Annotated in this window: 23 protein-coding genes; 20 read left to right on the top strand and 3 right to left on the bottom strand. The window is 47.0% G+C overall.

Going from position 1 to position 26,015, the window contains the following annotated elements; all coding sequences use genetic code 11:
* Positions 1-3 precede the first annotated feature (3 nt).
* From AOA56_RS11830 to AOA56_RS11755, 16 genes are all read left to right on the top strand, one after another.
* Complete coding sequence (locus AOA56_RS11830; RefSeq protein WP_053769732.1) at positions 4-234, top strand: hypothetical protein; 231 nt, start codon at positions 4-6, stop codon at positions 232-234.
* A complete protein-coding gene (locus tag AOA56_RS11825; protein ID WP_053769731.1) occupies positions 224-1,465 on the top strand; it encodes a M20 family metallo-hydrolase in 1,242 nt (413 codons plus the stop codon). The genes AOA56_RS11830 and AOA56_RS11825 overlap by 11 nt, the downstream gene beginning before the upstream one ends.
* 130 nt (positions 1,466-1,595) lie before the next feature.
* A complete protein-coding gene (locus AOA56_RS11820; RefSeq protein WP_024733819.1) occupies positions 1,596-3,260 on the top strand; it encodes a PucR family transcriptional regulator in 1,665 nt (554 codons plus the stop codon).
* A gap of 138 nt (positions 3,261-3,398) precedes the next feature.
* On the top strand, positions 3,399-4,646 hold the full coding sequence (locus AOA56_RS11815; RefSeq protein WP_053769804.1) for a Zn-dependent hydrolase: 1,248 nt from the start codon (positions 3,399-3,401) through the stop codon (positions 4,644-4,646).
* A gap of 22 nt (positions 4,647-4,668) precedes the next feature.
* Positions 4,669-5,826: an NAD(P)/FAD-dependent oxidoreductase gene (locus AOA56_RS11810; protein ID WP_024733817.1), complete on the top strand. Its 1,158-nt coding sequence runs from the start codon at positions 4,669-4,671 to the stop codon at positions 5,824-5,826.
* Between the two features lie 78 nt (positions 5,827-5,904).
* Positions 5,905-6,699, top strand: coding sequence for an electron transfer flavoprotein subunit beta/FixA family protein (locus tag AOA56_RS11805; protein WP_053769730.1), 795 nt, complete (start codon positions 5,905-5,907; stop codon positions 6,697-6,699).
* Positions 6,699-7,679 carry an electron transfer flavoprotein subunit alpha/FixB family protein gene (locus AOA56_RS11800; RefSeq protein ID WP_024733815.1) on the top strand — a complete coding sequence of 327 codons (981 nt, stop codon included), beginning with the start codon at positions 6,699-6,701 and terminating at the stop codon, positions 7,677-7,679. The genes AOA56_RS11805 and AOA56_RS11800 overlap by 1 nt, the downstream gene beginning before the upstream one ends.
* 24 nt (positions 7,680-7,703) lie before the next feature.
* Positions 7,704-8,228 carry a nitroreductase family protein gene (locus AOA56_RS11795; protein WP_024733814.1) on the top strand — a complete coding sequence of 175 codons (525 nt, stop codon included), beginning with the start codon at positions 7,704-7,706 and terminating at the stop codon, positions 8,226-8,228.
* A gap of 242 nt (positions 8,229-8,470) precedes the next feature.
* Positions 8,471-9,805: a glycoside hydrolase family 3 protein gene (locus AOA56_RS11790; protein WP_053085735.1), complete on the top strand. Its 1,335-nt coding sequence runs from the start codon at positions 8,471-8,473 to the stop codon at positions 9,803-9,805.
* On the top strand, positions 9,802-10,587 hold the full coding sequence (locus tag AOA56_RS11785; RefSeq protein ID WP_053769729.1) for a TrmH family RNA methyltransferase: 786 nt from the start codon (positions 9,802-9,804) through the stop codon (positions 10,585-10,587). The genes AOA56_RS11790 and AOA56_RS11785 overlap by 4 nt, the downstream gene beginning before the upstream one ends.
* An 80-nt stretch (positions 10,588-10,667) precedes the next feature.
* Positions 10,668-10,991, top strand: coding sequence for a type II toxin-antitoxin system RelB/DinJ family antitoxin (locus AOA56_RS11780; RefSeq protein ID WP_024733811.1), 324 nt, complete (start codon positions 10,668-10,670; stop codon positions 10,989-10,991).
* The gene (locus AOA56_RS11775; RefSeq protein WP_034595014.1) at positions 10,992-11,561 is read left to right on the top strand and encodes a Fic/DOC family protein; all 570 of its coding nucleotides are present in this window, start codon (positions 10,992-10,994) and stop codon (positions 11,559-11,561) included.
* Between the two features lie 190 nt (positions 11,562-11,751).
* The gene (locus AOA56_RS11770) at positions 11,752-12,498 is read left to right on the top strand and encodes an SDR family NAD(P)-dependent oxidoreductase (protein ID WP_024733810.1); all 747 of its coding nucleotides are present in this window, start codon (positions 11,752-11,754) and stop codon (positions 12,496-12,498) included.
* A 202-nt stretch (positions 12,499-12,700) separates the two neighbouring features.
* Complete coding sequence (locus tag AOA56_RS11765; RefSeq protein WP_053769728.1) at positions 12,701-15,232, top strand: FAD-dependent oxidoreductase; 2,532 nt, start codon at positions 12,701-12,703, stop codon at positions 15,230-15,232.
* Between the two features lie 129 nt (positions 15,233-15,361).
* The gene (gnpA, locus tag AOA56_RS11760) at positions 15,362-17,527 is read left to right on the top strand and encodes a 1,3-beta-galactosyl-N-acetylhexosamine phosphorylase (RefSeq protein WP_053769727.1); all 2,166 of its coding nucleotides are present in this window, start codon (positions 15,362-15,364) and stop codon (positions 17,525-17,527) included.
* 116 nt (positions 17,528-17,643) lie between these two features.
* Positions 17,644-18,795, top strand: a complete 1,152-nt coding sequence (locus AOA56_RS11755) for a radical SAM/SPASM domain-containing protein (protein WP_082349984.1) — start codon at positions 17,644-17,646, stop codon at positions 18,793-18,795.
* 63 nt (positions 18,796-18,858) lie between these two features.
* On the opposite strand, the gene AOA56_RS11750 is transcribed toward AOA56_RS11755, so the two are convergent.
* Positions 18,859-20,319 carry an arylsulfatase gene (locus AOA56_RS11750; RefSeq protein WP_053769726.1) on the bottom strand — a complete coding sequence of 487 codons (1,461 nt, stop codon included), beginning with the start codon at positions 20,317-20,319 and terminating at the stop codon, positions 18,859-18,861.
* A gap of 92 nt (positions 20,320-20,411) precedes the next feature.
* A complete protein-coding gene (locus tag AOA56_RS11745) occupies positions 20,412-21,248 on the bottom strand; it encodes an AraC family transcriptional regulator (RefSeq protein ID WP_024733806.1) in 837 nt (278 codons plus the stop codon).
* A 294-nt stretch (positions 21,249-21,542) separates the two neighbouring features.
* Between AOA56_RS11745 and AOA56_RS11740 the strand changes: the two genes are divergently transcribed.
* The 4 genes from AOA56_RS11740 (at position 21,543) to AOA56_RS16140 (ending at position 24,963) form a co-directional block, all read left to right on the top strand.
* On the top strand, positions 21,543-22,925 hold the full coding sequence (locus tag AOA56_RS11740; RefSeq protein ID WP_053769725.1) for a carbohydrate ABC transporter substrate-binding protein: 1,383 nt from the start codon (positions 21,543-21,545) through the stop codon (positions 22,923-22,925).
* A gap of 73 nt (positions 22,926-22,998) precedes the next feature.
* Complete coding sequence (locus AOA56_RS11735; RefSeq protein ID WP_024733804.1) at positions 22,999-23,889, top strand: carbohydrate ABC transporter permease; 891 nt, start codon at positions 22,999-23,001, stop codon at positions 23,887-23,889.
* Between the two features lie 17 nt (positions 23,890-23,906).
* Positions 23,907-24,779 (top strand): carbohydrate ABC transporter permease, encoded by an 873-nt coding sequence (locus AOA56_RS11730; RefSeq protein WP_024733803.1) that lies wholly within the window; start codon positions 23,907-23,909, stop codon positions 24,777-24,779.
* Positions 24,780-24,792: 13 nt separating this feature from the next.
* Complete coding sequence (locus AOA56_RS16140) at positions 24,793-24,963, top strand: DUF6903 family protein (protein WP_167337751.1); 171 nt, start codon at positions 24,793-24,795, stop codon at positions 24,961-24,963.
* A gap of 82 nt (positions 24,964-25,045) precedes the next feature.
* On the opposite strand, the gene AOA56_RS11725 is transcribed toward AOA56_RS16140, so the two are convergent.
* Positions 25,046-25,963, bottom strand: coding sequence for an AraC family transcriptional regulator (locus tag AOA56_RS11725; protein ID WP_048621112.1), 918 nt, complete (start codon positions 25,961-25,963; stop codon positions 25,046-25,048).
* Positions 25,964-26,015: the final 52 nt, after the last annotated feature.

Here is a 26,015-nt window from a genome sequence, read left to right as displayed (position 1 = left end):
AAAATGGAAGAGAAAGGATTTTTTCAGACAAGAGCAGGGAGGCTTACGATTGCTTTTTGTATTATCATGGTGGCATTTGCCCTCATGCTGAACGGGCTACGTTTAAACAACGACATCTTATGTCTCGTCGGGTTTCTTTTGACAGCGGGCGCTTTGCTTTACTCCCCGATGGAAGGACATCTGTATGCGCGTTTAAAAAAAGATAGAAAGGTGAGGAAAGAACATGGAAATTGAAGAAGTAACAGGGAGAATCGCGGAAAATCTGGAACACTTGAAACGGTACACAGCTACACCTGGAGATGGATGTACCAGACTTCCTTTCACAAAGGAAGCAAGGGAGGCAGCAGAGTATCTGAAAAGCCTGATGACAGAAGCGGGACTGGAAGTCCGTGAGGATGCGGCGGGAAACGTAATCGGCGTAATGAAAGGAGAAGATCCGGCGCTGCCGTGCGTTATGATGGGATCTCATTATGATTCTGTTGTAAATGGCGGAGATTTCGATGGAATCGCAGGTGCGGTCTGCGCGATTGAAGTGGCAAGACAGTTAAAAGAAAAGGGCGTTACGCCGAAAAGAAATTTTGTGGCGGTTGGTTTTTGTGATGAAGAGGGGATGCGCTTTGGAACCGGATACTTCGGATCCGGAGCAATGCTTGGAAACAGGGATGTGGAGTATTGCAAAAAATTTAAAGACACGGATGGCGTTTCTATCTATGACGCAATGAAAAGTTATGGCCTGGATCCGGAGAAGATCACAGACGCAAAATGGCCGGAAGGCTCAATCGGCCATTTTTTGGAAGCACATATTGAGCAGGGTCCTGTTCTGGATGCCGAGAATATTGAAATTGGACTGGTAGACTGCATCGTAGGAATCCAGCGTTATATGGTAACGGTACATGGAAGAGCAGATCATGCAGGAACGACGCCGATGGATATGAGATTAGATGCTGTGGATGCGGCTACAAAGGTCATCTCTAAGATTGCTGACTGGGCAAGGGAAAAAGCGGACGGTACGGTATCCACAGTAGGATATATCAACACGGTCCCGGGAGGTATGAATATTGTTGCGGAAGAATGTCAGTTTACTGTAGATATCCGTTCTAAAAACAATGATAACATTAACGATATCGCAAACCGTATTCGTGCGGCACTTGATCGCGAAGTAAAAGCGATGGGTGGCAGCTATGACATAGAGACAAAACTTATTATTACACCGGTAAACCTTTCTCAGGAAATGCTTGGTATTATGGAAGAAAGCTGTAAAGCACATGGATATAGTTATAAATATCTTCCAAGCGGTGCCGGACATGACGCATTGGAGATCGGACAGGTACTTCCGACAGTAATGCTGTTTGTACCAAGTAAGGAAGGAAGAAGCCACTGTCCGGTTGAATTTACAAAATACAGTGACTTCGCGAAAGCATCTGTCATTATGACGGAACTTGCTGAGAAACTGCTCTCTGAATAGTAGAGAAAATGAATAAGGCAGGGAAGATGTTTGCTGCGGTGAACATCTTCCCTTTTGTTTTTTCCACTTTTTCAAAAATCTATGCTATACTGTTACTATTATAGATATAGAAAGAAACGGATGAAGAAGCATGGGATTTATGGTGGAAGATCTCCTTCGCACAGAGGAGTGTAGGGAGATGAAATTGATTTGCGGGGAACAGGGGCTGAAAAATGAAATTAAGGGTGTTACAATCATCGAAGCTCCGGATATTGTGAAGTTTATTAACGGAGGAGAGTTGCTTTTGACAGGGCTCTATGCCTTTAAGTCGTGCAGCATCGAAGAGTTCCAGAATTACCTTCAGGAGTTACGGAAGAAGGAGATCAGTTGCCTTGTCATCAAGAAAGGACGTCTGGTAGAGCACGCAGACAGGAAAATTGAGCTGTTGAGGGAATATGCATGCAAGAATGGGATTCCACTTTTGGATGTTCCATTTGATATGTCATTTCAGCGGGTGCTTGCAATCGTCATGGAGCATCTGTTCAATGAAGAGGTCACATTATTAAAGTATTTTAAGACAACACATGATAATTTTACGGCACTGACACTCGGAAATATCAGATCAGAGAATCTCACCCGGCCCATTCTGGAGATGCTGGAGAAACTGATCCGTAATCCGGTTGCTCTTTACAATCAGAACCGGACTTGTTTTGAATCGACTGCGGAAGACCGGTCTGATCTGGTATTTCTTGACAATCTGGAAGATTATGATCCGGATGTGCTGACAAATTATCAGTACTGGAGGCAGAAGGGGGAACAGAACCAATATGTGATCCGGATTCATATGAGTGTCGGTGTGCAGATGTATCTGGTTGTTACGGAGAAGACGCCGCCCTTTACCAAGATGGATTGTATTGCGATTGAAAATGCTATTGTGGCTCTTCAATACGAGTTTTCCAGACAGTTTGCGATCGAAGAGCTGGAGAAGAAGTTCCAGAATGATATCCTGAATAATATTCTGAATGGTAAGGTGTCGTCTGATGCCGAGATGGAGAAAAGTGCGAATCTCCTCCAGATGGACAAGAACGGCTCCTATCGGGTGATTGTATTCGGAGTAAAGAATGAGGGGAGAGCAGCAAAGAATGTCAATGACAGGCTGATGCATATTAGTTGTCTGGAGGAGGCAGTGAGACACCGGTTTTCCGATATGAAGCTTCACCGGGAGATTGATAAAATTGTCGCTGTCAGAAAAGCCGATCTAAATGCTACGCAGGCGGATTATCGTAAAGAGATGCGGGAGATGATTGAGCAGGTGCAGACAGAGATGCGCTACCAGAATAAGAATCTGAGCGTCCGGGCAGGAGTCGGAAAGATCGTTACAGGTCTTGGTCAGCTTCCGGAGTCTTATAAGGAGGCAGAAGACGCACTGTCCTTTATTGACATTGGAGGAGATATTTCCGGGGATGGAAATGCTTCTGTTATGATGTTTTCCGATTTTGGTATCTTTAAGCTGCTCTGTCAGTTGGATGAGCCGAAGATTCTGATGGAGTACATACCAGAGTCACTGCAAAGGCTTTTGTCATACAAAAAGCCGCAGCAGGAGGATCTGATTGCGACGCTTAAGGCCTATCTGAAAAACAATCAGAATCTTTCCAAGACTGCCCAGGAGCTCTACGTCCACTACAAGACAGCAGCTTACCGGATTGAGAAAATCGCAAAAATCACGGGAATGGATTTCGACAATGCGAATGAGATGCTGGCGGTTCGGATTGGTCTTGTTGTATGCAAAATGATAGAAAATTACAATAAAAAGTGAGATAGAGCAGTGTTTTTAGGCAGTTTATCCAAAATGGATAAACTGCTATCTTTTTTTTATCATATTCCGCCGATGCCAACTGTTAAAAAAATATCTATACTTGAAATCATGAGGAACAGCCAGAAAGGAAGGGATTACGTGGAAGTTGATGTAAAGAAAGTCATGGAACATCTGAACGAAATCTACCAGTGCGGTGCAAAACCGGATGGCACTTTTACAAGGATGGCATACTCCCGGGAGGATAAAAAGGGAAGAGAAGTCTTCTGCGGCTATTTTGAAAAGCTGGGTATTCCGACACGGGTCGATCAGGCAGGGAATCTGATCGCACGCATGGAGGGTACAGACCCGTCTCTTCCGGCGATTATGGTCGGCTCCCATTTGGATACGGTGCCGGATGGCGGGAAGTACGACGGAGCGGTCGGATGCATGGGAGGACTTGCCGTGTGTGAGACACTGATTCAGGAAGGACGAAAATTAAAGCATCCCCTGGAAGTTGTTGTCTTTACCGATGAAGAAGGATTCCGGTTTGGTAGTGGACTTCTGGGAAGCAGCGCCTTGTGCGGAGAAGAGCTGGACATCCATCCGGAGGATCTGGATATCGAAGGAAAAACGAGAAGAGAAGTGTTCGAGGGTTGCGGCATGTCTGTAGAGCATGTTGCCGGAGCAAAGCGGGATCCGGAGTCGATCCACTGCTTTATTGAGCTTCATGTGGAGCAGGGGGGAACCCTTGATAAAAAGCAGATTCCGGTAGGTATTGTATCTTCCATCGCAGGGGTGAGCCGGTTTGAAGTGACGATCACTGGAGAAGCGAACCATGCGGGAAGTACAATGATGGAAGACAGAAAGGACGCGCTTGTAGCAGCATCACATTTTATCGGACAGGTTCCGGAAACAGTGCGGACACATGGAAATCCTTATACTGTGTCAACTGTAGGAACGATCCGGGTAACGCCGAATTCTGTCAATGTGGTGCCAGGTACCTGTACATTCCAGTTAGAGATCCGGGATCAAAATGACGCGGTTATGAAAGAGATTGAGACAAGACTTCACACGACACTTGAGGAAATATGCCAGAGAGAAGATGTCAGCTATACATGGGATCCAATTTCCTACCACGCACCGGCCCCGATGAATGAGGCAGTGAAAAAAGCCATCGAGACGGCGGTAAAGAAGACTGGAACAGACTATATGGTTCTTCCAAGCGGTGCGTTTCACGATTCTCTCCTGATGACAGGGCTCGTCCCGACAGGAATGATTTTTGTACCAAGTGAAAATGGAATCAGCCATTCCCGGTATGAATTTACAAAAGAAGAAGATATCGGACTGGGATGTGCAGTATTATTAGAAACAATTTTAGAAGTAGATAACATGGAAATGTCATGTTAATGATAAGAAAGGAGAACATCTTATGGAGAAAAAAAGAATTGGAATCATTGGCGGAGGAATTTCCGGAACATGTCTCGGCTACCACTTAAGCCTTTATGACAATGCAGAGGTAATCGTATTTGAGAAAGATACGATCGGCGGAGCCTCCACAGCAAAATCAGCGGGGACGGTATGTCTGTTTGATGATTCTTTGAAAAACAGATACTGGGATGTCAGACTGTACGGTTTTGAGTCCTACCTCAAAATGGAAGAGGAAGAAAAAGGCTCCGCAGGGTTTGACAAAACAGGAACACTTGTTGTTGCGACGAATGAGCAGGTAGAAGCAACCATTAAGACCGGTATCGCACTAGCGAAGGCAGCAGGATATAACGGAGAATACATTACAGATAAAGACAGAATCAAAGAGATACTTCCAGATATCTCTACCGATAACATCCTCGGGGCAGGATATACCGCAGACGACGGATACTTTGACGGAACCATGATCTCCAATACATATGCTAAGAAAATGCAGAAAAACGGCGGCGTAATTAAGACGGGCGTCAAAGTGACAGAGGTCGTAGTAAAAGACAACAAGATCAAAGGATTAAAGACAAGCGAAGGCGAAGAATATGAATTTGATTATGTTGTAGACTGTACAGGACCATGGAGTAAGTTCACAGGAGAACTTGTAGGACTGGATGTACCGATCTGGCATACAAAAGCCGAGGCATTTTTCCTCTGCCCTCCGGGAAAGAAATTAGATTACACCTTCCCGGTACTGAAATACCCGGAATTTTATGGATTAAGAGCGGGAGATAACATCTTCATCTGTAAGTCTCACCTCTCCATGGACCTGAACAACCCTATGCACGCAGGACAGTGGGATCCGGATAAACTTCCGGCAACAGGCGGAACAGACGATTACTTCATCGACTTCCTTCTTGACCAGCTCGAAGTAAAGGTTCCTGGAATCGTAGACAGCGGACTTGTATCTTCCTGGCTATCCTATCGTGCGGAGCCGAAGGATTTCCTTCCGATCCTCGGAGAAACACCAGTCGAAGGTTACATTCTTGCTACAGGTTATGGCGGAAACGGTGTCATTGAGGCACCGGCAGCAAGCAGAGACCTTGCAAAACTTATTATGCGTGGAGAGTCCACACCATTACTGGAAGACTGGGCATTCAAACGTCTGCTTTAATATTAAAACAATCAGTAACAGCTCGGCCATGGATGTTCGTTCATGGCCGGTCTGCTATTAAAATTTTAGGAGGAAAACATGGATATAGCGGTTCTTATTAAACAGGTACCTGTTTCAAACAATGTATCAGTAGATCCGGAGACACATGCCCTGATCCGTGCAAGTGCGGAAGGCATGATTAACCCGGCAGACTTAAATGCGATCGAAGAGGCAATGGTGCTCAAAGAGCAGACCGGCGGCAAAGTTGTAGTATTTACGATGGGACCTCCGGATGCGGAGAAAGCGCTTCGTGAGGCTATGGCTCATGGATGCGACGAAAGCTGTCTGATTACAGACCGTGTCGTAGCTGGCGGAGATACGATCGCAACAGCAAGAGTACTCGCAGAAGCGATCAAAAAATACGGCCATTTTGATTTGATTCTCGGTGGTGCGCTCTCCGCGGACGGTGCGACCGGACAGGTAGGGGCAATGGTGGCAGAATGCCTCAGTATTCCACATATCTGTGAGATCCAGAGTATTCAGTACGACGAAGCGGCACCGGATAAGATCGAAGCGGTCAAGAAAGTATACGGAGAGCGTTTTCGTGTACGCGTATCCCTTCCGGCTGTTATCTCCGTAAACTTTGGATGCAATGTTCCGAGACTTGCGACACTTCGGAGTACGAGAGCGGCGAAGAGTAAACCGCTTACAACCTATACGAACGCAGACCTGGAACTTCCGGAAGACCAGGTGGGAATCAAAGGTTCCCCGACAACAGTGATCGATTCCTTCGAACCAACCGGAGGACGTATTGCAGAGATGATTGAGGGTACACCGGAAGAACTGGCAGCGAAACTAAAAGATCTGATCGAGGAGGAGAAAGGAAATTTATAATGGCGAATGGAATTTGTATTTTTGCAGAAAATTATAATGGAAAATTAGAGCCGGCATCCGCAGAACTTGTCTCCGCAGCGCGTCGGATTCAGGAAACGACAAAGGAAGAGATCAGCGCCCTGGTTGTGGCGGAAAGCTGTGACGGTATCATTGAAGAATTAAAGGGAATCGGCGTGGAGAAAATCTATGCGATTAAGACAGACCACGACCTGCTCCTTCAGGACGATGCGGCAAGTCAGATGATTGCGGATATGTTAAAGAAAATCGATCCGTCTTCCGTACTGATTCCGGCGACACCGACGGGAAGATCCCTGTTCTCACGTGTGGCGATGAAATTAAACTGTGGTCTGACAGCGGACTGTACCGAGCTTTTAGTAGGAGCAAAAGAAGACGGTACTTACTATATTAAACAGAACAAACCGTCCTACGGCGAAAATGTCTTTGTCACGATCATCACAAGAGAAGGATACTATCCGCAGATGATGACCGTACGTCCGGGCGTATATATGGTTCCGGAGCAGACTGAAGGACAGGCGGAAGTCATTTATATGGATGACATCCAGGCGCCTGTTTCCCAGGTAGAGGTGGTAGAGATCCTTCCGCAGGAAGAATCCACAGACAGCATCCTCTCTTCCGAGATTGTTGTCGTCGGAGGAAGAGGAGCGCTGGAAGACGATAACTTTACGCTCGTGAAGGAGTTCGCGGATAAAATCGGGGCGGCGATAGGAGGCACCCGCCCGATGGTTGACACCGGAACAATCCCGTTCGATCACCAGATTGGGCAGACCGGTCTTACGATTCGTCCGAAGATCTGTATCTCCCTTGGTGTGTCCGGAGCAATTCAGCATACAGAGGGTATTAAGGATACGAAGCTTTTTGTGGCAGTCAACACCGATGAAAACGCGGCGATTTTCAAAGTAGCCGACTATGGAATCCAGGCAGATTTAAGGGAAGTTCTGGAAAACTACATGAAACTGTAGTACAATACAACTGAGGTGAGATATATGGAATTATTAGAATTAATGAGAACAAGACGCAGCATCCGGAAATACACCGACGCGCCGGTATCTGAAGAAAATATTACAAAAATTCTTCAGGCAGGAATGCTTTCCGCAACAGGAAAGGGAATCCGGCCTTGGGAATTCATCGTCGTGACAGACAAAGATGTCCTTCAGAAGATGGCAGACTGTCGTGCGGGTTCTGTAAAGATGTTAAAGGAAGCTCCGTGTGCCATTGTAGTACTTGGAAATGAGGATGCGTCCGACGTCTGGACAGAAGACTGTTCCGCAGTGATGAGCAACATGCATCTGATGGCTCATGCTCTCGGACTTGGAAGCTGCTGGGTACAGGGGAGACTCAGAAAGGCAGAAGATGGAAGAGATACCGAAGCCTATGTCAGAGACATTCTGGGCTACCCGGAGAACGATAAGCTTCAGGCGATTCTGACGATTGGGGTACCGGATGAAGAGAAGGCACCGTACGAATTAAGTGATCTTCCTATGGACAAGGTTCATTATGGAACATACTAAAACACAGACGACAATGACCTCTGACGGAGAACGCCAGAGGTCATTGCCTGTTTATGGGGAGAAAAGGGATGCAAGCTTGCGACAAATTGTTACTGTTTCAGGCCGCATGGCTGAATAGATACCGCAAACAGGCGATTTTGAGGGAAACGGGGTTGACATGGTGCGTCGATTATAATACTCTAAAAGTTAATATAATTAAGAGTTTATAAATTTTTGAAAAAGTTACCAGATAAGGGGAGTATATGAGCAAAAGGAAAAGAAAACAAAGAAGAATGGGGAGATGGGCTCTTGGGATCGGCTGTATGCTGCTTTCCGCAGGAGCGTTTGCGGCAGTGATCTATTTCAGCCATGCAGGCCGTGATGAAACGGATGGCACAGACGGGACACAGCAGGTGAAAGAAGATCAGAAGGAAAAAGACATACAGAAGAAAGAGGAGAACAAAAGGCAGATTGATGAGAAACTGGGGGAGCTTTCTATAGAGGAAAAAGTGGCACAGATGTTTATCATTACGCCGGATGCCCTGACGGGAGTCGAAGGCACATGGAATCCAGGGAAAGTCACAGAGACTGCCTATCACGAGACGCCGGTAGGAGGTCTTATTATGATGGGGAATAACCTGATTTCCCAGGAACAGGTTCAGACGTGGAACGATGCAGTCACTGGGTTTTCTAAAGAGGCGGTGGGACTGGTTCCGTTTTTATCAGTCGAGGAAGAGGGCGGAACAGTGGCTCCAATTTCCGGGAATCCGAATTTCGGAATCGAAAATGTAGGAAATATGTCTGAGATCGGGGCAACCGACGACAGTAAGAAGGCATACGAGGCCGGAAAAACGATTGGAACCTATCTGAAAGAATTGGGATTTAATCTGGATTTTGCCCCGATGGCGGACGTAAGGCTGAATTCGGAGAACATTACTGCTCAACACCGGTCTTTCGGATCAGACCCGAAGCTGGTATCGGATATGGTATCTGAGTCAGTGGAAGGATTTCACAGCCAGGGAATCTATACTGTGGCAAAGCATTTTCCGGGAGATGGCGGCACTGAGGGGGAATCCCATGAGAAAAGCGTTCCTTTGAACCGAACAAAGGAGGAGCTAAAAGAGAGTGAACTTCTGCCGTTTGAGGCAGCGATCGGGGCTGGTACTGAGTTTGTGATGGTAGGGCATATTTCCCTGCCGGAGATTTTGACAGACGATACCCCTGCGTCATTATCGGAGGACGTTGTCACCGAAATGCTGCGGGAAGAACTTGGCTACGAGGGGATTATTATTACCGACTCCATGGACATGGGAGCGATTACAGATCATTACACTTCCGGGGAGGCAGCGGTCAAAGCCGTGCAGGCAGGGGTCGATATGATCCTGATGCCACAGAATTTTGAGGAGGCATACCAGGGAATTCTGGAAGCAGTCCATCAGGGGACAATCTCCGAAGAGAGGATCGACGCCTCAATAAAACGGATTCTGGAAGTCAAGATGAATGAAACATCCAACCTAAAGACAGGTGATTCATCAGAAAGGCAGACTGCAGACCGGACTACGAATTACACAGGAGAGCAGGGAGCGGATAGGCCATGATTATAAGTACAGCAAACCAAAAAGTAAAACGGATTTTAAAACTGCAGAAGAAGGCAAAGGCCAGAAACGAGGAGCATGTCTTTTTGGTAGAGGGGATCCGGTTGACAAGAGAGGCTCCAAAGGAACGCCTTTTGGAGCTGTACATTTCGGAAACCTTCTTACAAAAGCATCCGGGGCTTGACGATAGACTTCTGAGGAGGGCGGAGGTCGTTAGTGACGAGGTCTTCGCGCATATGTCGGACACAAAAACGCCGCAGGGGATTTTGGCGGTCATCAGGAGAGAGGATGCAAGACTGGAGAGCCTTTTTGAGAAAAGGGACGGCACGGAGCCGTTTCTAATCGTGCTCGATCATCTTCAGGATCCAGGTAATCTTGGAACGATTCTTCGGACGGCGGAAGGAGCTGGGGCGACTGGCGTTATCCTTACAAAGGACTGCGCCGACCTGTACCAGCCAAAGACGATCCGTTCTACCATGGGAGCTATCTACCGGATGCCGGCGGTGATCGTGGAAGATCTGAAAGCGACGCTTGGAAAGATGAAGGAGTGTGGGATTCATACATATGCCGCGCATCTGGATGACAGCCGTTTTTATGATGAGGAGGATTATACGAAGGCAACTGCATTTCTGATCGGAAACGAAGGGAACGGATTGCCGCAAGAGATCTGCGCCGAGGCAGAGCACAGGATTAAGATTCCGATGCACGGGCAGGTGGAGTCGCTGAATGCGGCAATGGCGGCAGGAATCTTGATGTATGAGGTGTGCAGACAGCGACGAAGATAAGCAGATCATGTTGCCCCTGCGTATCTGTATTGACAATGTAAATACAAAAAAGTAAAATAGAATCCAGGAGGTGCGAAACAATGGCGAAGACTTTTTTGCAGGTGCGGACAGACGAGAGAGATAAAGAGCAGGCCAGCGTGATTTTAGAGCAGCTTGGAACGAATCTGTCCTCTGTAGTGAATATGCTGTTGAAACAGATTATTATGACAAAGAGTATTCCGTTTGAAGTAAGGATGTCGAAGGATTACACAGAAAAGGAAAAGACAGAAGAAGTCAAAGCCTCCATGGAGATGGAAAGACTGACGCTGACTGAGGAAGACCTGGAGCTTCTGAAGCAGTATCAAAGAGCGGCGGACAAAGAGAAATTCAGGGAGAAGATCCTGGCAGAATACACGGAGGCATAGATGAGCGATACGATTTACTGTTATCCGGATTCGGACGTTTTGATGAACAAGATGGATATTCGTGATCAAGCGAAGCTGGAGGAGGCCGAGAGGCGCCTTACGATGTTTCGTATGAGTGATCTTCTTGATACGCCTGTCAAAGGCGATTTTGATCTGAAGCATCTTCAGAGTATTCACAGATACCTGTTCCAGGATCTTTATTCCTGGGCAGGTCAGATCCGCACGGTCGATATTTCCAAGGCAGCGGTCTTTTGCAAAGCACGATTTATCGAGGAACAGGCACACGTGCTGTTTGGAAAACTAAAAGATGAGAACTGCCTCTTAGGGATTTCCAAGGACCGGTTTATCAGAAGGATTGCCTATTATTTTTCTGAGATCAATGCCCTGCATCCATTCCGGGAGGGTAATGGGAGAACGCAGAGAGAGTTTGTTCGTGAGCTGGCGCTCAAAAGAGGATATGTGATCCGGTTTGCCCGCATTTCGAGAGATGAGATGATGGAGGCGAGCAGAGAATCGTTTTTGTGCAGATATGAAAAGATGGAAGAGGTGTTCTGGAGGGCAATACAGTAACAGCAGCTTACATAGAATATATGGATCAAATGTGGAGAGTGGTCCGGTAGAAAGTCAGTTGATTTCTACCGGACCATTTTAGTAATTGCGGAAGAAAGTTTATCACACGATTGTGAGCTTGTCACTGAAAAATCTGAGAAAAGTGTTATAATAACTATATAAACGGACGATAGTAAAGGAGGTATATCGTATGAAGCTAAAAGAAAAAGTTGCGATTGTTACCGGGGGAAGCCGTGGAATCGGATTTGCCACGGTGAAGAAATTTCTGGAAGAGGGGGCGACAGTGGTCCTGACGGCCAGCAGGAAGGAGACAGCAGAGAAAGCGGTGACACGGGTCAAAGAGAGCTGTCCGGACGCAAAAGTGGAAGGGATCTGGCCGGATCTTTCCAGTTTGGAATCTGTCAAAGAGTCATTCGCAAAGATCCACGAGAAGTATGGGCGGATCGACATCCTCGTAAATAATGCGGGGATGTCCGACAGTGCACCGTTTACGAATTATACTGAGGATTTGTTTGAGAAAGTAATGGATCTGAACGTGAAAGGTGTATTCCATGCTTCCAGAGCGGTAGTGGACTATATGGTGGAACAGGGCAGCGGCGTGATTCTTTCTACCTCCTCCATGGTCAGCATCTCCGGACAGGCTGCGGGGGTGGCTTACCCGACATCCAAGTTTGCGGTAAATGGATTTACGATCTCTCTCGCAAGGGAACTTGGGCCGAAGGGAATCCGTGTCAATGCGGTGGCGCCTGGTATCACGGAAACGGATATGATGAAGGCTGTACCAAAGGAAGTTATTGATCCGTTGATTGCCCAGATTCCGCTGCGAAGATTGGGACAGCCGGAAGATATCGCCAATGCCTTTACGTTTCTTGCTTCCGACGAGGCGTCTTATATCACGGGAGTGATCCTGAGCGTGGACGGTATGAGCAGGGCGTAACTCTTTCAAAGGGCTTGCACAGAGAAGTATATACATACCGCAAAATTGAATAAAGAGCAGAATAAAAACCGGCAGAGGTAATTGCTTTTGCCGGTTTTATAATGAAGATAAAACAAAAGAAAAAAGACTGGATTTTTTTGGAAGAGGGGATTATACTAGAAACAATAATTGTTATTTTTATTGTCGAAAATCGGAGGTAAATATGAAAACACTCAAATTAAGGGAGAATTTTTATTGGACGGGGATTGTAGATGCCAACTTGCGTGTCTTTGATATCATTATGTACACGGAATTTGGTACAACATACAATTCTTACGTGCTGAAAGCAGGGGACAAGACCATTCTTTTTGAAACCGCAAAGGAGAAATTTTTCGACGAATATCTGGAAAAGCTGAGGGAGATCATCGATGTGGAGCATATCGATTATCTTGTAGTGGAGCACACGGAGCCGGATCATGCAGGAAGCGTAGAGAAGCTTTTGGATCTGAATCCGGGCATGAAGATCATTGCGACCGGATGCGCTCTCGGATTTTTAAAGGAGATCGTGAACCGGGATTTCACAGGGATAGCGGCGAGGGACAATATGGCGATGACCATCGGGGATCGGACACTTCGTTTTCTGTTTGTGCCAAATCTGCACTGGCCGGATACGATGTACACTTATATTGAGGAGGAGCAGATCATGGTGACCTGCGATTCCTTCGGATCCCATTATGCATTTGACGGCGTGCTTTTAAGCAAAGTGACAGACTGGGAAGATTATATGAAAGCTACGAAATACTATTACGACAATATCATCGGGCCGTTCAAGCCTTTTATGTTGAAAGCACTGGCGAGGGTCAGAGATTTCGATATTTCCATGATCTGTACGGGGCACGGGCCGGTTATCGACGACAAGATTGACCAGATCCTGAATCTTTATGAAGAATGGAGTACGGTGGTCAATCCGAATCCGCATAGAACAGTAGTTATTCCGTATGTAAGCGCCTACGGGTATACGAAATCTCTGGCGGAAAAAATTGCGGACGGAATACGGGCAAGCGGGGAGATTGACGTGAGAGCCTATGACATGGTAGAGGCAGATCCGTCGAAAGTCCTGGAGGAGCTTGGCTTTGCGGATGGAATCTTATTGGGGTCTCCAACGATCCTTGGAGAAGCACTTAAACCGATCTGGGATCTGACGACGTCCATTTTTGCGGGCACCCACGGGCAGAAGCTGGCAAGTGCTTTCGGAAGTTACGGGTGGAGCGGGGAGGCAGTACCGCATCTGTTGGAGCGGCTCCGTCAGCTAAATATGAAAGTAGAAGAAGGATTTAAGGTGCGGCTGAAACCAGATGAAAATAATCTTCAGGACGCCTTTGATTACGGATTTAATTTTGGATGCATGTTACAGGAAAAGGAGAACCCGAAAAAGAAGCAGGGCAGCAGAACACTTGTCAAATGTCTTGTTTGTGGAGCAATCTTTGATTCTTCTATTGACATTTGCCCGGTCTGCGGCGTGGGACGGGAGCAGTTTGTGGAAGTGGAGGTGGAGGAGACTGAATTCTCTAACGACACAAAGAATTTCTATGTCATTCTTGGAAACGGAGCGGCGGGACATTCCGCAGCGAAGGCTGTCCGGGAGCGGGACCGCACAGGAACGATCGTGATGATTTCCAATGAGCCGTACCGGACTTATAATCGACCTATGCTGACAAAGTCTATCATGGCCGATCTGAGTGAAGAACAAATTGCTGTGGAGGACGCGTCCTGGTATGAGGAGCAGAAGATTTATCAGATTCTTGGGCGAGAGGTTGTGGGGATCGATCCTGAGACAAGAGAAGTCCATCTGGACAATGGAGAAAAATATCATTATACAAAGCTGATCTACGCTCTGGGATCGGAATGTTTCATTCCTCCAATCAAAGGGGTGGACTTAGATGGCGTGGTAGCTGTCCGAAGACTTGCGGACACCCGGAAGGTGGCAGAGAAACTAAAGGAAACGAAACACGTTGTTGTCATCGGGGGAGGCGTTCTGGGACTGGAGGCCGCATGGGAGTTGAAAAAAGCAAAATGCGAGGTAACGGTTCTGGAGCTGGCTCCGGTGCTGATGGGCCGTCAGCTCGACCGGGAAGCGGGGGAGATGCTGCAAAAAATCAGCGAAGGCCAGGGGATACGGATTCACACCGGTGTCCAGATCGAAGCCATCGAAGGGGAAGGCAGTGCCAGTGGAGTTCGTCTTGCCGACGGTACAGTCTTTCCGGTGGAGCTTGTGATAGTTTCCTGTGGTGTGCGGGCAAACACTGCCATTGCAAAGGAAGCGGGTATCGGGACAGATCGGGCGGTCATCGTCAACGAGAAGATGGAGACAAGCCTGCCGGATATCTACGCATGCGGTGACTGCGCTCAGTATGAGGGCATGAATTATGCCATCTGGCCACAGGCACTGGAAGAAGGTAAGGTGGCAGGCGCGCAGGCCGCAGGGGATGATCTGGTTTACAAAGGTGTTTCGGCGGCATTAAGTTTCCATGGAATGAATACATCCCTTTTCGCTGCGGGTGACAACGGGCAGAATCCGAATTTGATCTATAAGACGGTGGAATATAAGGACGAAGGAAAGAAACAGTACCGGAAATATTACTTCCTCAACAATCGGTTATGTGGTGTGATCCTGATCGGGGATACGAGTCGTATGGCGGATATGACAGAGGCGCTGGAGCATCACCGGCATTATCAAGAAATTATCAATATTTAAACTAGGTTTCTATATAAAAGCAAGAATCCTAAAAATCTAAGCAAGATGCAAATTGACAAAATGTACACCTTTTTCGTATCCTTATGTCATAAAAACCAGCAGATTTGACAGAAAGAGAGGAGAATCATTTTGAAAGAGTGTACGAGCGGAAGAGTAACGATCCCGACAGACATCGATGTGGTGCCGGAGACACTGGAACTGGTAAAGCGGTGGGGAGCGGACGCTATCCGGGACTGTGACGGTACGGATTATCCGGAAGAGTTAAAACATGTGGACGCCAAGGTCTACTCCACTTACTACACGACCCGGAAGGATAACGAGTGGGCCAATGCCAATCCGGATGAAATCCAGCAGATGTATATTATGACACCTTTCTGCACAGCGGTGGAGGAGAAGCTTTCCATTCACCTGATGGATCATCTGTATCCGGACATGCTGAAAGTGAATGACCGGGACGACATAAAAAGATGGTGGGAAGTCATTGACAGGACTACGGGAGAAGTAGTGCCGGCGTCCAATTGGAGTTACTGCCCGCAGACCGGGGATGTGACGATCGAACATGCGGCTGAGTTTCACGATTATACCGTGAGTTTCCTCGCATACATTATGTGGGATCCGGTACATATGTATAATGCCGTGACGAATGGATGGACGAACTTTGAAAAGCAAGTTACCTTTGATGTGCGTCAGCCCAAGACCCACAAATATTCCATGGAACGCCTCCGTAAGTATATTGCGGATAATCCTCATATTGACGTCATCCGATATACGACCTTCTTCCATCAGTTCACCCTTATTTTTGATGAACTGGCAAGGGAAAAATATGTGGACTGGTATGGATATTCCGCATCAGTCAGCCCATACATCCTAGAGCAGTTTGAAAAAGAGGCAGGTTATCCATTCCGCCCAGAGTATATTATTGATCAGGGATACATGAACAATACGTATCGCATTCCGTCCAAGGAGTTTCTGGATTTCCAGAAGTTCCAGAGAAGAGAAGTGGCAAAGCTTGCCAAAGAAATGGTGGACATCACACATGAGTGTGGAAAAGAAGCGATGATGTTCCTTGGTGATCACTGGATTGGAACGGAGCCATTTATGGATGAATTCAAGACTATCGGTCTCGACGCTGTAGTAGGAAGTGTCGGCAACGGCGCAACGTTGCGGCTTATTAGTGATATTGGTGGAGTGAAGTATACAGAAGGAAGATTCCTGCCGTACTTCTTCCCGGATACGTTCCATGAAGGCGGAGATCCGGTCAGGGAGGCGAAGGTCAACTGGGTGACAGCAAGACGTGCCATCCTCAGAAAGCCGATTGACCGTATCGGATATGGCGGGTACTTAAAGCTTGCCATGCAGTTCCCGGAATTTATTGATTACATCGAAAGCGTATGTAAAGAATTCCGTACTTTGTATGAGAACATCAAGGGCACGACTCCATACTGCATCAAGACCGTAGCAGTACTGAACTGTTGGGGTAAGATGCGCGCATGGGGCAATCATATGGTACATCACGCCATTTACTATAAAGAGAACTACTCCTATGCAGGTATTATCGAGTCACTCAGCGGCGCACCGTTTGATGTGAAATTCTTAAGCTTTGATGATATTCGCAAAGATCCGTCCATCCTCGAAGGTATTGACGTGATATTAAATGTGGGAGACGCAGACACCGCATACACCGGCGGCGAGAATTGGACAGACGAAGTCATTGTTACCGCAATTAAGAAATTTATCTATAATGGAGGCGGCTTCATCGGTGTCGGAGAACCGGCGGCGCACCAGTATGAAGGGCATTTCTTCCAGCTTGCCACAGTTATGGGAGTTGAGAAAGAGACAGGATTCACACTCAACGTGGATAAGTACAACTGGGAAGAGCACGAACACTTTATTACAGAAGACTGTGCAGGTGAGATCGACTTTGGAGAAGGTAAGAAGAGCATTTACGCTCTGGACAATACAACTATACTGGTTCACAGGAACAAAGACGTACAGCTTGCGGTCAATGAATTCGGAAAAGGGCGCTGCGTCTATATCAGCGGTCTCCCGTATAGCTTTGAAAACAGCCGGCTTCTATACCGTTCCATTATCTGGTCTTCCCATGATGAGGAGAATCTGCACAGATGGTTCAGCAGCAACTACAACGTAGAAGTACACGCATACGTTAAAAATAAAAAGTACTGCGTTGTCAATAATACTTACGAACCGCAGTCTACAACGGTATACAAAGGTGATGGTACAAGTTTTGACCTGAATCTGGGGGCAAATGAAATCATCTGGTACGAAATCGAATAGCACAGATAAAATCATACAAAAAACAGCAAGCTTCCGCACAACGAAATCATGTGCGGAAGCTTGCTGTCATTTGGTCGATATGAATTTCAAAGAAATCATAAAAGGGAGGAAACAGGATGCGTGCAAGGCAGCTATTAATAAAGCCGGTATCGGCATACTGTGATTTACAATGTCGATACTGTTTTTATAAGGATGTGGAAAAACATAGAAGCAGACGCACTACGGCACGAATGAGCGATGATGTCATGCAGGCTGTTGTGGAGAAGGGACTCGCTGACGTGGATATCTGCACATTTGGTTTTCAGGGGGGTGAGCCACTTCTGGCTGGGCTGGGATTTTTTCAAAAATTTGTGGAGGAAGTTGGCCGGTTGAAAAAATCAGATCAGAAAGTATTGTTTACGGTACAGACGAACGGTTGGAGTGTGGATGAGCGTTGGGCAGACTTTTTCAAAAAACATGAATTTTTGGTCGGACTTTCCCTGGATGGGGTGCGTAAAAGCCATGACAGCAACCGTCTGGGGCCATGTGGGGAGGGGACTTTTGAGAAGGTATTTGCGGCGGCGTGTCTTCTTCGGGACGCAGGAATTCCTCTGAATATTCTCTGTGTGTTGAACAGACAGACAACGGAGCGGATTGAAGCGATTTACCGTTTCCTGATGCGGAAAGGTTTTTTCCGGCAGCAGTATATTCCCTGCCTGGACCCACTGGATTTATCGGATCCGTCAATTTCACGGGATTGGGTAGATGTTTCGGAAAGTCTGGATGAGTTTTCTCTGACCCCGTCCATGTATGAAAATGCCATAAAGAAACTATTTGATCTGTGGGCATCAGATCGGATGCGGGGAGTTCCGGTCTATATCCGGCAGTTTGAGAATGGTTTGCAGGTGTTGAGAGGAAAAACGCCGGAGGCCTGTACGATGTACGGTAAGTGCTGTATGCAAAATGTCATCGAGGTGGACGGCCGGGTATATCCCTGTGATTTCTATGCTTTGGACGAGTACTGCATGGGAAATATCCTAGAGACAGATTTTGACACGATGCTGCAGGAATCTATGGAGGAAAGGGCGGGAAGTTTCTTTGAAGATCCGACAAGACGAGATGACCGATGCCCGGACTGCCGCTGGTATCCTTTATGCCGTGGTGGGTGCAGGAGGGAGTGCGCTCAGGATGCTAAAGGAAGGTGGAAAAATCGGTACTGCGAGGCAAACAGTCATTTTTTCGAGTATGCGATTGAACGGCTGGAATGGCTGGCCGCCAGGGGATCGTGAGAAATTGAAAGAGAAATAAGAAAGGCCACAGAAAACATAACTTACTTTCTGTGGCCCTTCGGGTTATTCTGCCGTGGCGTTTGGCAGGGTTGGCGGATATGGTCTGCCAGGGATGAGATGCACACCGTCGCTCATGCCTTCCGGACGATCTTTCAGGCAAGCAGCAAGATGGGAGCGGAGTTTATGAATACGTTCCCGGCAGGATTTGTCATGGATTCGGTCATGGAGTTCATGCGGATCCTCACTTAAAAGGAAGTACTGCTCTTTACCGGATTGACTATGCCAGATATATTTATCTGTCTCCGTTACGATCCAATGATTCGAGTGTTCCCCATAGGAATGTTCCCCGTGGAGCCATGGGCGTACGCTTCCGGAAGGATTGGCCCCAAGTGGGAGAAGATTAAAACCGTCCACCGTATCCGGTATCGCTCCCCCGGCCGCCAAGAGCAGAGTCGGCATGACGTCCCGAAGTTCTACAACTGCATGGCAGACAGAACCGCTTTTCATATCCGGGAGGACATTCTTTCCGGCGGCAATGAGAAACGGGATCCGACAACTCCCTTCATATGGACGGGATTTGCGGAACATGTGGTGATCACAAAGCTCCTCGCCGTGGTCGGATGTAAAAAGGATGAGCGTATCATCATATAATTCCTGTTCAATCAGGGCCATAATGAGGCGGCCGATCTGATGATCCAGGTGGGTGATACAGGCGTAATACCCTATCTGAGCCTGTTTCTTTAGTTCCTCGTCCAGAGGTCCGGTCTTGGAGTCAAAGATGCGTCCGTTCTTCATCAATTCCTCAGTGTCTTCCCAGTCGCCTACAAATGGAGGACGCAAATCTTTATCCTTATAAAGATCAAAATAGTACTGCGGAGCGTCAAAAGGTGGGTGCGGCCTTAAATATGACGCCATAAGGAAGAACGGCTTTCGCGGATCTCTTCGGCGCAGGAAGTCAAGGCTTCGGGCCGTCACCCAGTTGGTTGGATGATATTTTTCCTCGTGCATCCACGGACGGGCCAGATAGCTGTTGCAATCAATGCCGGTATCTGTCACGTCGGCGGTGACGCCAAGCTCCTGCTTCAGCCAGTAGAAATAGTCGTCTGCCACAAACTGAGATTCCCGGTAAGGGACGCTTGCGTAGCGGGCGGCGTGGAGATATCCGTCGTGAAGGTCCACATGGTGGAATCCGAGATAATTCCGGAGTGGATGGACATGCATCTTGCCGACACATTCCGTATAGTACCCGGCGCCTGCAAGCTCGGACGCAAGGGTATGGGTGTAGTTCCACGGTACATTGTCTTCGTATCCCACGCGCCCGTGATGGGACTGTTCCATGCCGGTATGAAGAGCTGCTCTGGCTGCAATACAGCTTGGGCAGGCGCTGTAGGCTCTGTCAAAGGATACCCCCTTTGCTGCCAGAGAGTCCAGATACGGAGTTTTGACGTCGGGGTGTCCGGCATAGCCGAGACAGTCTCCCCGAAGCTGGTCTGTCATAATCAATAGGATATTTGGCTGTTTCATAATAGACGCACCTCTGCTTCATAATCATTGCTTTCACCTTAATACAAATCCGAAAGAAAAGCAAGAAAAAGCGTCGTTCAGGAGAAAGGCTTTTAAGAGGGAGCTGTCTCGCCGTGAGTTTGGCGGTACATGACCGGGGTCATACCGAAGGCCTTGCGAAACGTCTGGGTGAAGTACGACTGCGAGGAAAACCCGGTCAGGGAGGAGATATCCGATATCGAATGATTGGATGACTCCAAAAGATGGCAGGCGATCTCCAGACGGCGGCGGTTCAGATACTGAATGGGGGAGAGCCCTGCATACCTGGTAAAAGAGTGGACCATATAATACTTATTCATATGAGTCAGATTCGTCAGCGTATCCAGAGTGATCCGGTTCGCGTAATTGACGTCCAGGTACTCCTTGATCTGGGCACATTCTTTGGTAATGCGGACAGAGTTGATGGATACCGGGATTAAGTGTTTGGAGCGGATGATCTTCAAAATCAGAATTTCCAGCAGTCTCTGGCAGATGGCCTCGGAACCGTACTGGGAGTTGCGGATCTCCTGGAGCATCTGGCGGAAAAGATTGAAAATACTGGTATCATCATTAAAATTACAGATAATCTGCCCGGTGGTCTTGTCGGAAGCAAGAAAGGAAATCCCGTCGATCCCGAGAACATAGTACTCAAGTGGCTGGTTGGGCAAGGAGCGTTCGGTGTGTTCCGTATAAGGAGGAATGATGACCAGGTCTCCCGGATAGATTGAGTGGGTCGTCTGATCAAACAGAAAACTTCCCTTTCCGTCAGACACAAAGAAAAGTTCGGTGAACGGGTGCGTGTGGGGAATACTCTTCCAGTCTCCTTCATCCCTGGCATTGGAGATAGAGAGCAGTTTGGAATTGAATTTCTCTACGTCTTGTTCTTTCACAGAATAATGCCGGTTACTCATACCATTTCCCTCCTGACAAAATCAAATTATTGTGCAATCTATTTGTCCGTAACATACTAATTTAATATTATAATACATAATATGCACAAAAAAAGCAAGATTTATAAAAAATAGAGCAATAGAAGGATAGAAAGCGGAGGAAGGGTAGGCTATAATCGAAATCAGATAAGGGCGGACCGGTCAAGATGCCGGAAATCATAGAGCCGTCCGGATAGAAGGGGTGTGACAGAAGCGCGTGTCATCGCCTTGAAATGAAGTATGCCGTGTGCGCTGACGGCAGAGAGGAGAAATATTATGAAAGTAAAATTTGTCAAAAAGCTGGTAGCTTTATCTTTAGTTTCCGCAATGACATTGACAGGCCTTGCGGGATGTGGAAGTAAAGACAGCGGAGACGGCAAAAAGGAAGGCGGCGATGGAAAGACCTTGAAAGTTGCCGCATTCAACGGTGGAAACGGAGAGCAGATCTGGAAAGATATTGCGTCTGCGTTTGAAGAAGAGAACGACGGAGTGAAAGTGGAGCTGGAAATTTCCTCCGAGCTCGACAAGGACCTTACAAAAGAGATCAAAAACGGGGACGTCCCGGATGTTGTTTACTACAACCTGGGACAGGAAAGTGGATTTACGGAGACGATGCTGAAAGAAAAAGCGGTTGCGGATATCTCTGACGTATTTGAAGGAGAGCTTGGCGATAAGATGCTTGATGGTATTCTGGACAGCACCATCTCACAGCCATATGGAGACGGAAAGATCTACCTGGCTCCGATTTTCTACACGCCGACCGGATTCTGGTACAATAAGAACCTGTTTGAGGGAGAGAACGCAAAATATACCCTTCCTACTACATGGGAGGAGTTCTTCGCACTGGGTGATCAGGCAAAGAAGGATGGTATCTCACTCTTTACATTCCCACAGTCCGGATACTTTGACGCAACCATGTACACTATGCTGGAGCAGGCAGGCGGAATGGATTTCTACAATAATGCGTTAGAGTATGACGCAGATACATGGACGTCCGACGCTGGAAAGAAAGTACTGGATACATTAGGAAAGCTGGTTACACCGGATTATACACAAGAAGATACAGTTGCCAACGCAAATGCGGAAGGCGGATTCAAGATCAACCAGCAGAATGTCATCGATGGCAAAGCACTCTTTATGCCAAACGGAAACTGGGTTATTGGAGAGATGGCAGCTTCTACACCGGAAGATTTTGCCTGGGGCATGATGCCGGCACCGAAGTGGGGAGGCGACGAGACACAGGCTGTTTATATGTTTACAGAGCAGATGTGGGTACCAGCAGACGCTGAAAATATGGATCTTGCAAAAGAATTCGTGAAATTTATGTATTCCGATACAGTAGTAGACATTCTGTTAAACAACACGACAACAGATAAAGAGAGCGGAAAGACAACAGCCGCGCCGATTGTTGCACCGGTTAAAGGCGCAGCAGAGAAACTTCCGGAAGGCACAACAAAAGACGTATATGCTTCCACAGCAGCAGACAATATCGTATCTGTTACAGGAACATGGGCAACCACAGCTCCGATCGAAGGTCTTGACATGAAGAAGAACGTATATGGTCCTGTAGAGTCCATCAATACGGGAGATATGACGGTTGATGATTGGCAGAAACAGCTTGTGGAAACATGGAAAAAATGTGCTGACAACATGGAATAAAGTCGGCCCGCATGAGAACGAGCAGCAACGGTGAGTTTTTATAACTCACCGTTTTTAAAAGAGGAGGAAAAATATGAACAGAGCAAAATCACAGCGGAGATTTGTTTTTGCATGTCTCGCACCTGCAGTCATCCTGGTGGCGCTCTTTATGTTCTGGCCAACCGTCAATGTCTTCCGGATGTCACTGTACCGCATGGGTGGAATTACAAACCGGAAAGAGTTTATCGGTCTGCAGAACTTTAAGACATTGATGGAAGATAAAAATTTCCTGGAAGCGATGCAGAACACAATTTTGATTATTGTGATGGTTATGATTTTTACTATTGTATTTGCAATTCTGTTTGCGGCGATTCTGCAAAGAGGGAAATTCAAGGGGAAGAACTTTTTCCGCGTTATTTTCTACATACCGAACATTCTCAGTATCGTTGTAATCGGCGGTATTTTTGGCGCGATTTATGATCCGAGCAACGGACTTCTGAATACGTTTCTTGAAGCCGTCCATCTGGATTTTCTGACTCATAAATGGATGGGCGAACCGAAGATCGTGATCTATTCTATTATCTTTGCGCTTGTATGGCAGGCAATAGGATATTATATGGTAATGTACATGTCTGGGATGTCGGCGATTCCGGAAGATCTTTATGAGGCGGCGTCTCTGGACGGCTCTTCTGAGATCAATACGTTTTTTACGGTAACGCTTCCGTTAATCTGGACAAATATCAGGACAACACTGACATTTTACATTATCAGCACGATTAACTTAAGTTTCCTGTTCGTACAGATTATGACAGACGGAGGACCGAACGGAAAGACCGAGGTATTTCTGAACTATATGTACAAACAGGCATACGGAAACGGTGCGTACGGATATGGTATGGCAATCGGAGTCGTTGTATTCATTTTCTCGTTTGTGCTTGCGGCGATTGTCAATAAGATTACTGACAGAGAAGTTTATGAGATGTAGAAAGGAGGGCGAAAGATATGAATAAAAATCAAAAACCGGGCAGCATTGTTGGCAAAGTGATTATCTATGTAGCTCTCATTGTATTTGCGATTACGATCATTGTACCTGTGGCGTGGGTATTTATGGCAAGCTTTAAGCGGAACTCTGAGTTCATCGGAGCCGGTACCAACCCATGGGCTCTCCCGAAACAGCTCTTTGTGCAGAACTTTCAGGTGGCGTTCCAGGATGCTCAGATGGGAGAGTATCTGCTGAATACGGTGCTTGTTACAGTTCTTGCGCTGGCGCTTATCCTTGTGATTGCGCTTCCGGCGGCATATGTACTTTCCAGATTCCGATTCAAGGGGAACAAGATCCTCAACACGGTCTTCATGGCAGGTCTGTTTATCAATGTAAACTACATTGTCGTACCGATTTTCCTCATGCTGAGTGACTGGGATAAGGCGCTGGGCTTCCAGCTTTTCCTGGATAACCGGATCGTACTTGCGCTTGTGTACGCATCTTGCCACCTGCCGTTTACCATCTATCTTCTGAGCAGTTATTTCCGGACGCTTCCGAAAGGGTTTGAAGAGGCTGCCTACATTGATGGATGTGGTTATTTCAAGACCATGGTGAAGATTATGATTCCAATGGCAAAGCCAAGTATTATTACGGTGTTATTGTTTAACTTCCTGACGTTCTGGAATGAATACATCATCGCTTACACTTTGATGGACGAACACGGAACGCTTGCCATGGGACTTCAAAATCTGATGGCAGTAGAGAGAACGGCGACAAACTATGGTATCATGTATGCAGGACTTGTCATCGTCATGCTTCCAGTATTGATCTTCTACATCTGTGTACAGAAACGTCTGACAGAAGGTATGACACTCGGCGGACTGAAAGGTTAGGAGGAAGATCGGGATGAGTAAAGGTATCATAAGAAATGTAATTATGGTTATTGTCTTTATTGTTTGTCTTGCGCTGATTATTATCGGACAAAAGAATATCAGCGCAGCCGGACTTGGCATGGAGCTGATCGGATTGGTCGGTCTGCTGACCCTGCTGTTTATCTATAACCATCGATATAAATAAGAGTATAAAAAGAAGGAGCTATTGCTAAACAGAGATACGCTAAATCAGCGTGTGATCTGTGAGGCAATGGCTCCTTTTTACTTTATTTTCGATGGCTTCGGTCGGCCATGGCTTTGATAGAGGAGGCATACTCAGAGGGGGTCATGCCTGTTACTTTCTTAAACTGTCTCGAAAAGTAGTGAATCGAGGTATAGCCCAGCTTCTCGGAAATCTGTGTAAAATTCATCTGGCCTGTACGAATCAGCTCCTTGGCGGCCTCAATTTTCATCTGAGAGAAATATTCTATGATGCCAAGACCGGATTTCTTGCTGAACAGCTTCTGTAATTGTGATCGGCCGATCAGATTGTCTTTGCAGATCTTTTCTATCGTAACCCTCCCCGACAGATTTTGACCGAGATAAGAGACGATCCGATTGAAAACTTCCGTGTCGATATTCTCTCTTACGGTCTTGTCCGGTTTATCCGGCTTTTCTTCGGCAACGGAAGAAAGATCGGAGTACTTTCGGTAAAAATAAATCATCAGCTCCTCAAGATAAAGCTGAATGAGCTGTCCAGATCCTGGCGGGAGGGAAGACTTCGTGTGCAGAGTGGTCTGGTATGGATCGTCCAGACGCCCCTCCAGAAAATTTCCGGCCTCCGTAATAATCCGGGCCAGAATATTTCTGGCAAAATCATCAGTCCTCAGAATCTTTTTTCGAAAAAAATTCATCATCGGGCTTTTGGAGGAAAAGGAAATGACAATCAGGTTCGGGGCTATGCTGCCGTTGGCTCTGACCCAGTGAAACTCATTCGGCTCATGGAAAGCGATATCTCCCTTTTTCAGTGTGTGAACCGCATCCCCGGCGCCGATGGTAACTTCCCCTTTGTCTACACAGACAAATTCCCAGAAATTATGCGCTTCCCCGGGAAAAGAGAAGGTACTCATATACTCAAAATAGTGCAGAGAAAAGATCTGATCGATATGCAGTTCCTTGCGAAACGTAATTCCTTTGTAAGCCATAGTACGGTCCCCCTTTCCGGATCATAGACGGTAAGTTTCCTGTTTCCATCAT

The organism is Sellimonas intestinalis, from assembly GCF_001280875.1.
In the GTDB taxonomy this organism is placed as follows: Bacteria; Bacillota; Clostridia; order Lachnospirales; family Lachnospiraceae; genus Sellimonas; species Sellimonas intestinalis.
Note: the sequence above shows the minus strand (reverse complement) of the source record. Positions and strands in the feature narration are given on the sequence as shown.

Coding starts and splice junctions, on each gene's coding strand:
- AOA56_RS11830 (WP_053769732.1), top strand. CDS start 4: ATGGAAGAGAAAGGATTTTTTCAGACAAGAGCAGGGAGGCTTACGATT.
- AOA56_RS11805 (WP_053769730.1), top strand. CDS start 5,905: ATGGATATAGCGGTTCTTATTAAACAGGTACCTGTTTCAAACAATGTA.
- AOA56_RS11725 (WP_048621112.1), bottom strand. CDS start 25,963: ATGGCTTACAAAGGAATTACGTTTCGCAAGGAACTGCATATCGATCAG.
- AOA56_RS11785 (WP_053769729.1), top strand. CDS start 9,802: ATGATTATAAGTACAGCAAACCAAAAAGTAAAACGGATTTTAAAACTG.
- AOA56_RS11800 (WP_024733815.1), top strand. CDS start 6,699: ATGGCGAATGGAATTTGTATTTTTGCAGAAAATTATAATGGAAAATTA.
- AOA56_RS11750 (WP_053769726.1), bottom strand. CDS start 20,319: ATGAAACAGCCAAATATCCTATTGATTATGACAGACCAGCTTCGGGGA.
- AOA56_RS11810 (WP_024733817.1), top strand. CDS start 4,669: ATGGAGAAAAAAAGAATTGGAATCATTGGCGGAGGAATTTCCGGAACA.
- AOA56_RS11795 (WP_024733814.1), top strand. CDS start 7,704: ATGGAATTATTAGAATTAATGAGAACAAGACGCAGCATCCGGAAATAC.
- AOA56_RS11730 (WP_024733803.1), top strand. CDS start 23,907: ATGAATAAAAATCAAAAACCGGGCAGCATTGTTGGCAAAGTGATTATC.
- AOA56_RS11770 (WP_024733810.1), top strand. CDS start 11,752: ATGAAGCTAAAAGAAAAAGTTGCGATTGTTACCGGGGGAAGCCGTGGA.
- AOA56_RS11790 (WP_053085735.1), top strand. CDS start 8,471: ATGAGCAAAAGGAAAAGAAAACAAAGAAGAATGGGGAGATGGGCTCTT.
- AOA56_RS11780 (WP_024733811.1), top strand. CDS start 10,668: ATGGCGAAGACTTTTTTGCAGGTGCGGACAGACGAGAGAGATAAAGAG.
- AOA56_RS11740 (WP_053769725.1), top strand. CDS start 21,543: ATGAAAGTAAAATTTGTCAAAAAGCTGGTAGCTTTATCTTTAGTTTCC.
- AOA56_RS11755 (WP_082349984.1), top strand. CDS start 17,644: ATGCGTGCAAGGCAGCTATTAATAAAGCCGGTATCGGCATACTGTGAT.
- AOA56_RS11745 (WP_024733806.1), bottom strand. CDS start 21,248: ATGAGTAACCGGCATTATTCTGTGAAAGAACAAGACGTAGAGAAATTC.
- AOA56_RS11735 (WP_024733804.1), top strand. CDS start 22,999: ATGAACAGAGCAAAATCACAGCGGAGATTTGTTTTTGCATGTCTCGCA.
- AOA56_RS11820 (WP_024733819.1), top strand. CDS start 1,596: ATGGGATTTATGGTGGAAGATCTCCTTCGCACAGAGGAGTGTAGGGAG.
- AOA56_RS11775 (WP_034595014.1), top strand. CDS start 10,992: ATGAGCGATACGATTTACTGTTATCCGGATTCGGACGTTTTGATGAAC.
- AOA56_RS11825 (WP_053769731.1), top strand. CDS start 224: ATGGAAATTGAAGAAGTAACAGGGAGAATCGCGGAAAATCTGGAACAC.
- AOA56_RS16140 (WP_167337751.1), top strand. CDS start 24,793: ATGAGTAAAGGTATCATAAGAAATGTAATTATGGTTATTGTCTTTATT.
- AOA56_RS11765 (WP_053769728.1), top strand. CDS start 12,701: ATGAAAACACTCAAATTAAGGGAGAATTTTTATTGGACGGGGATTGTA.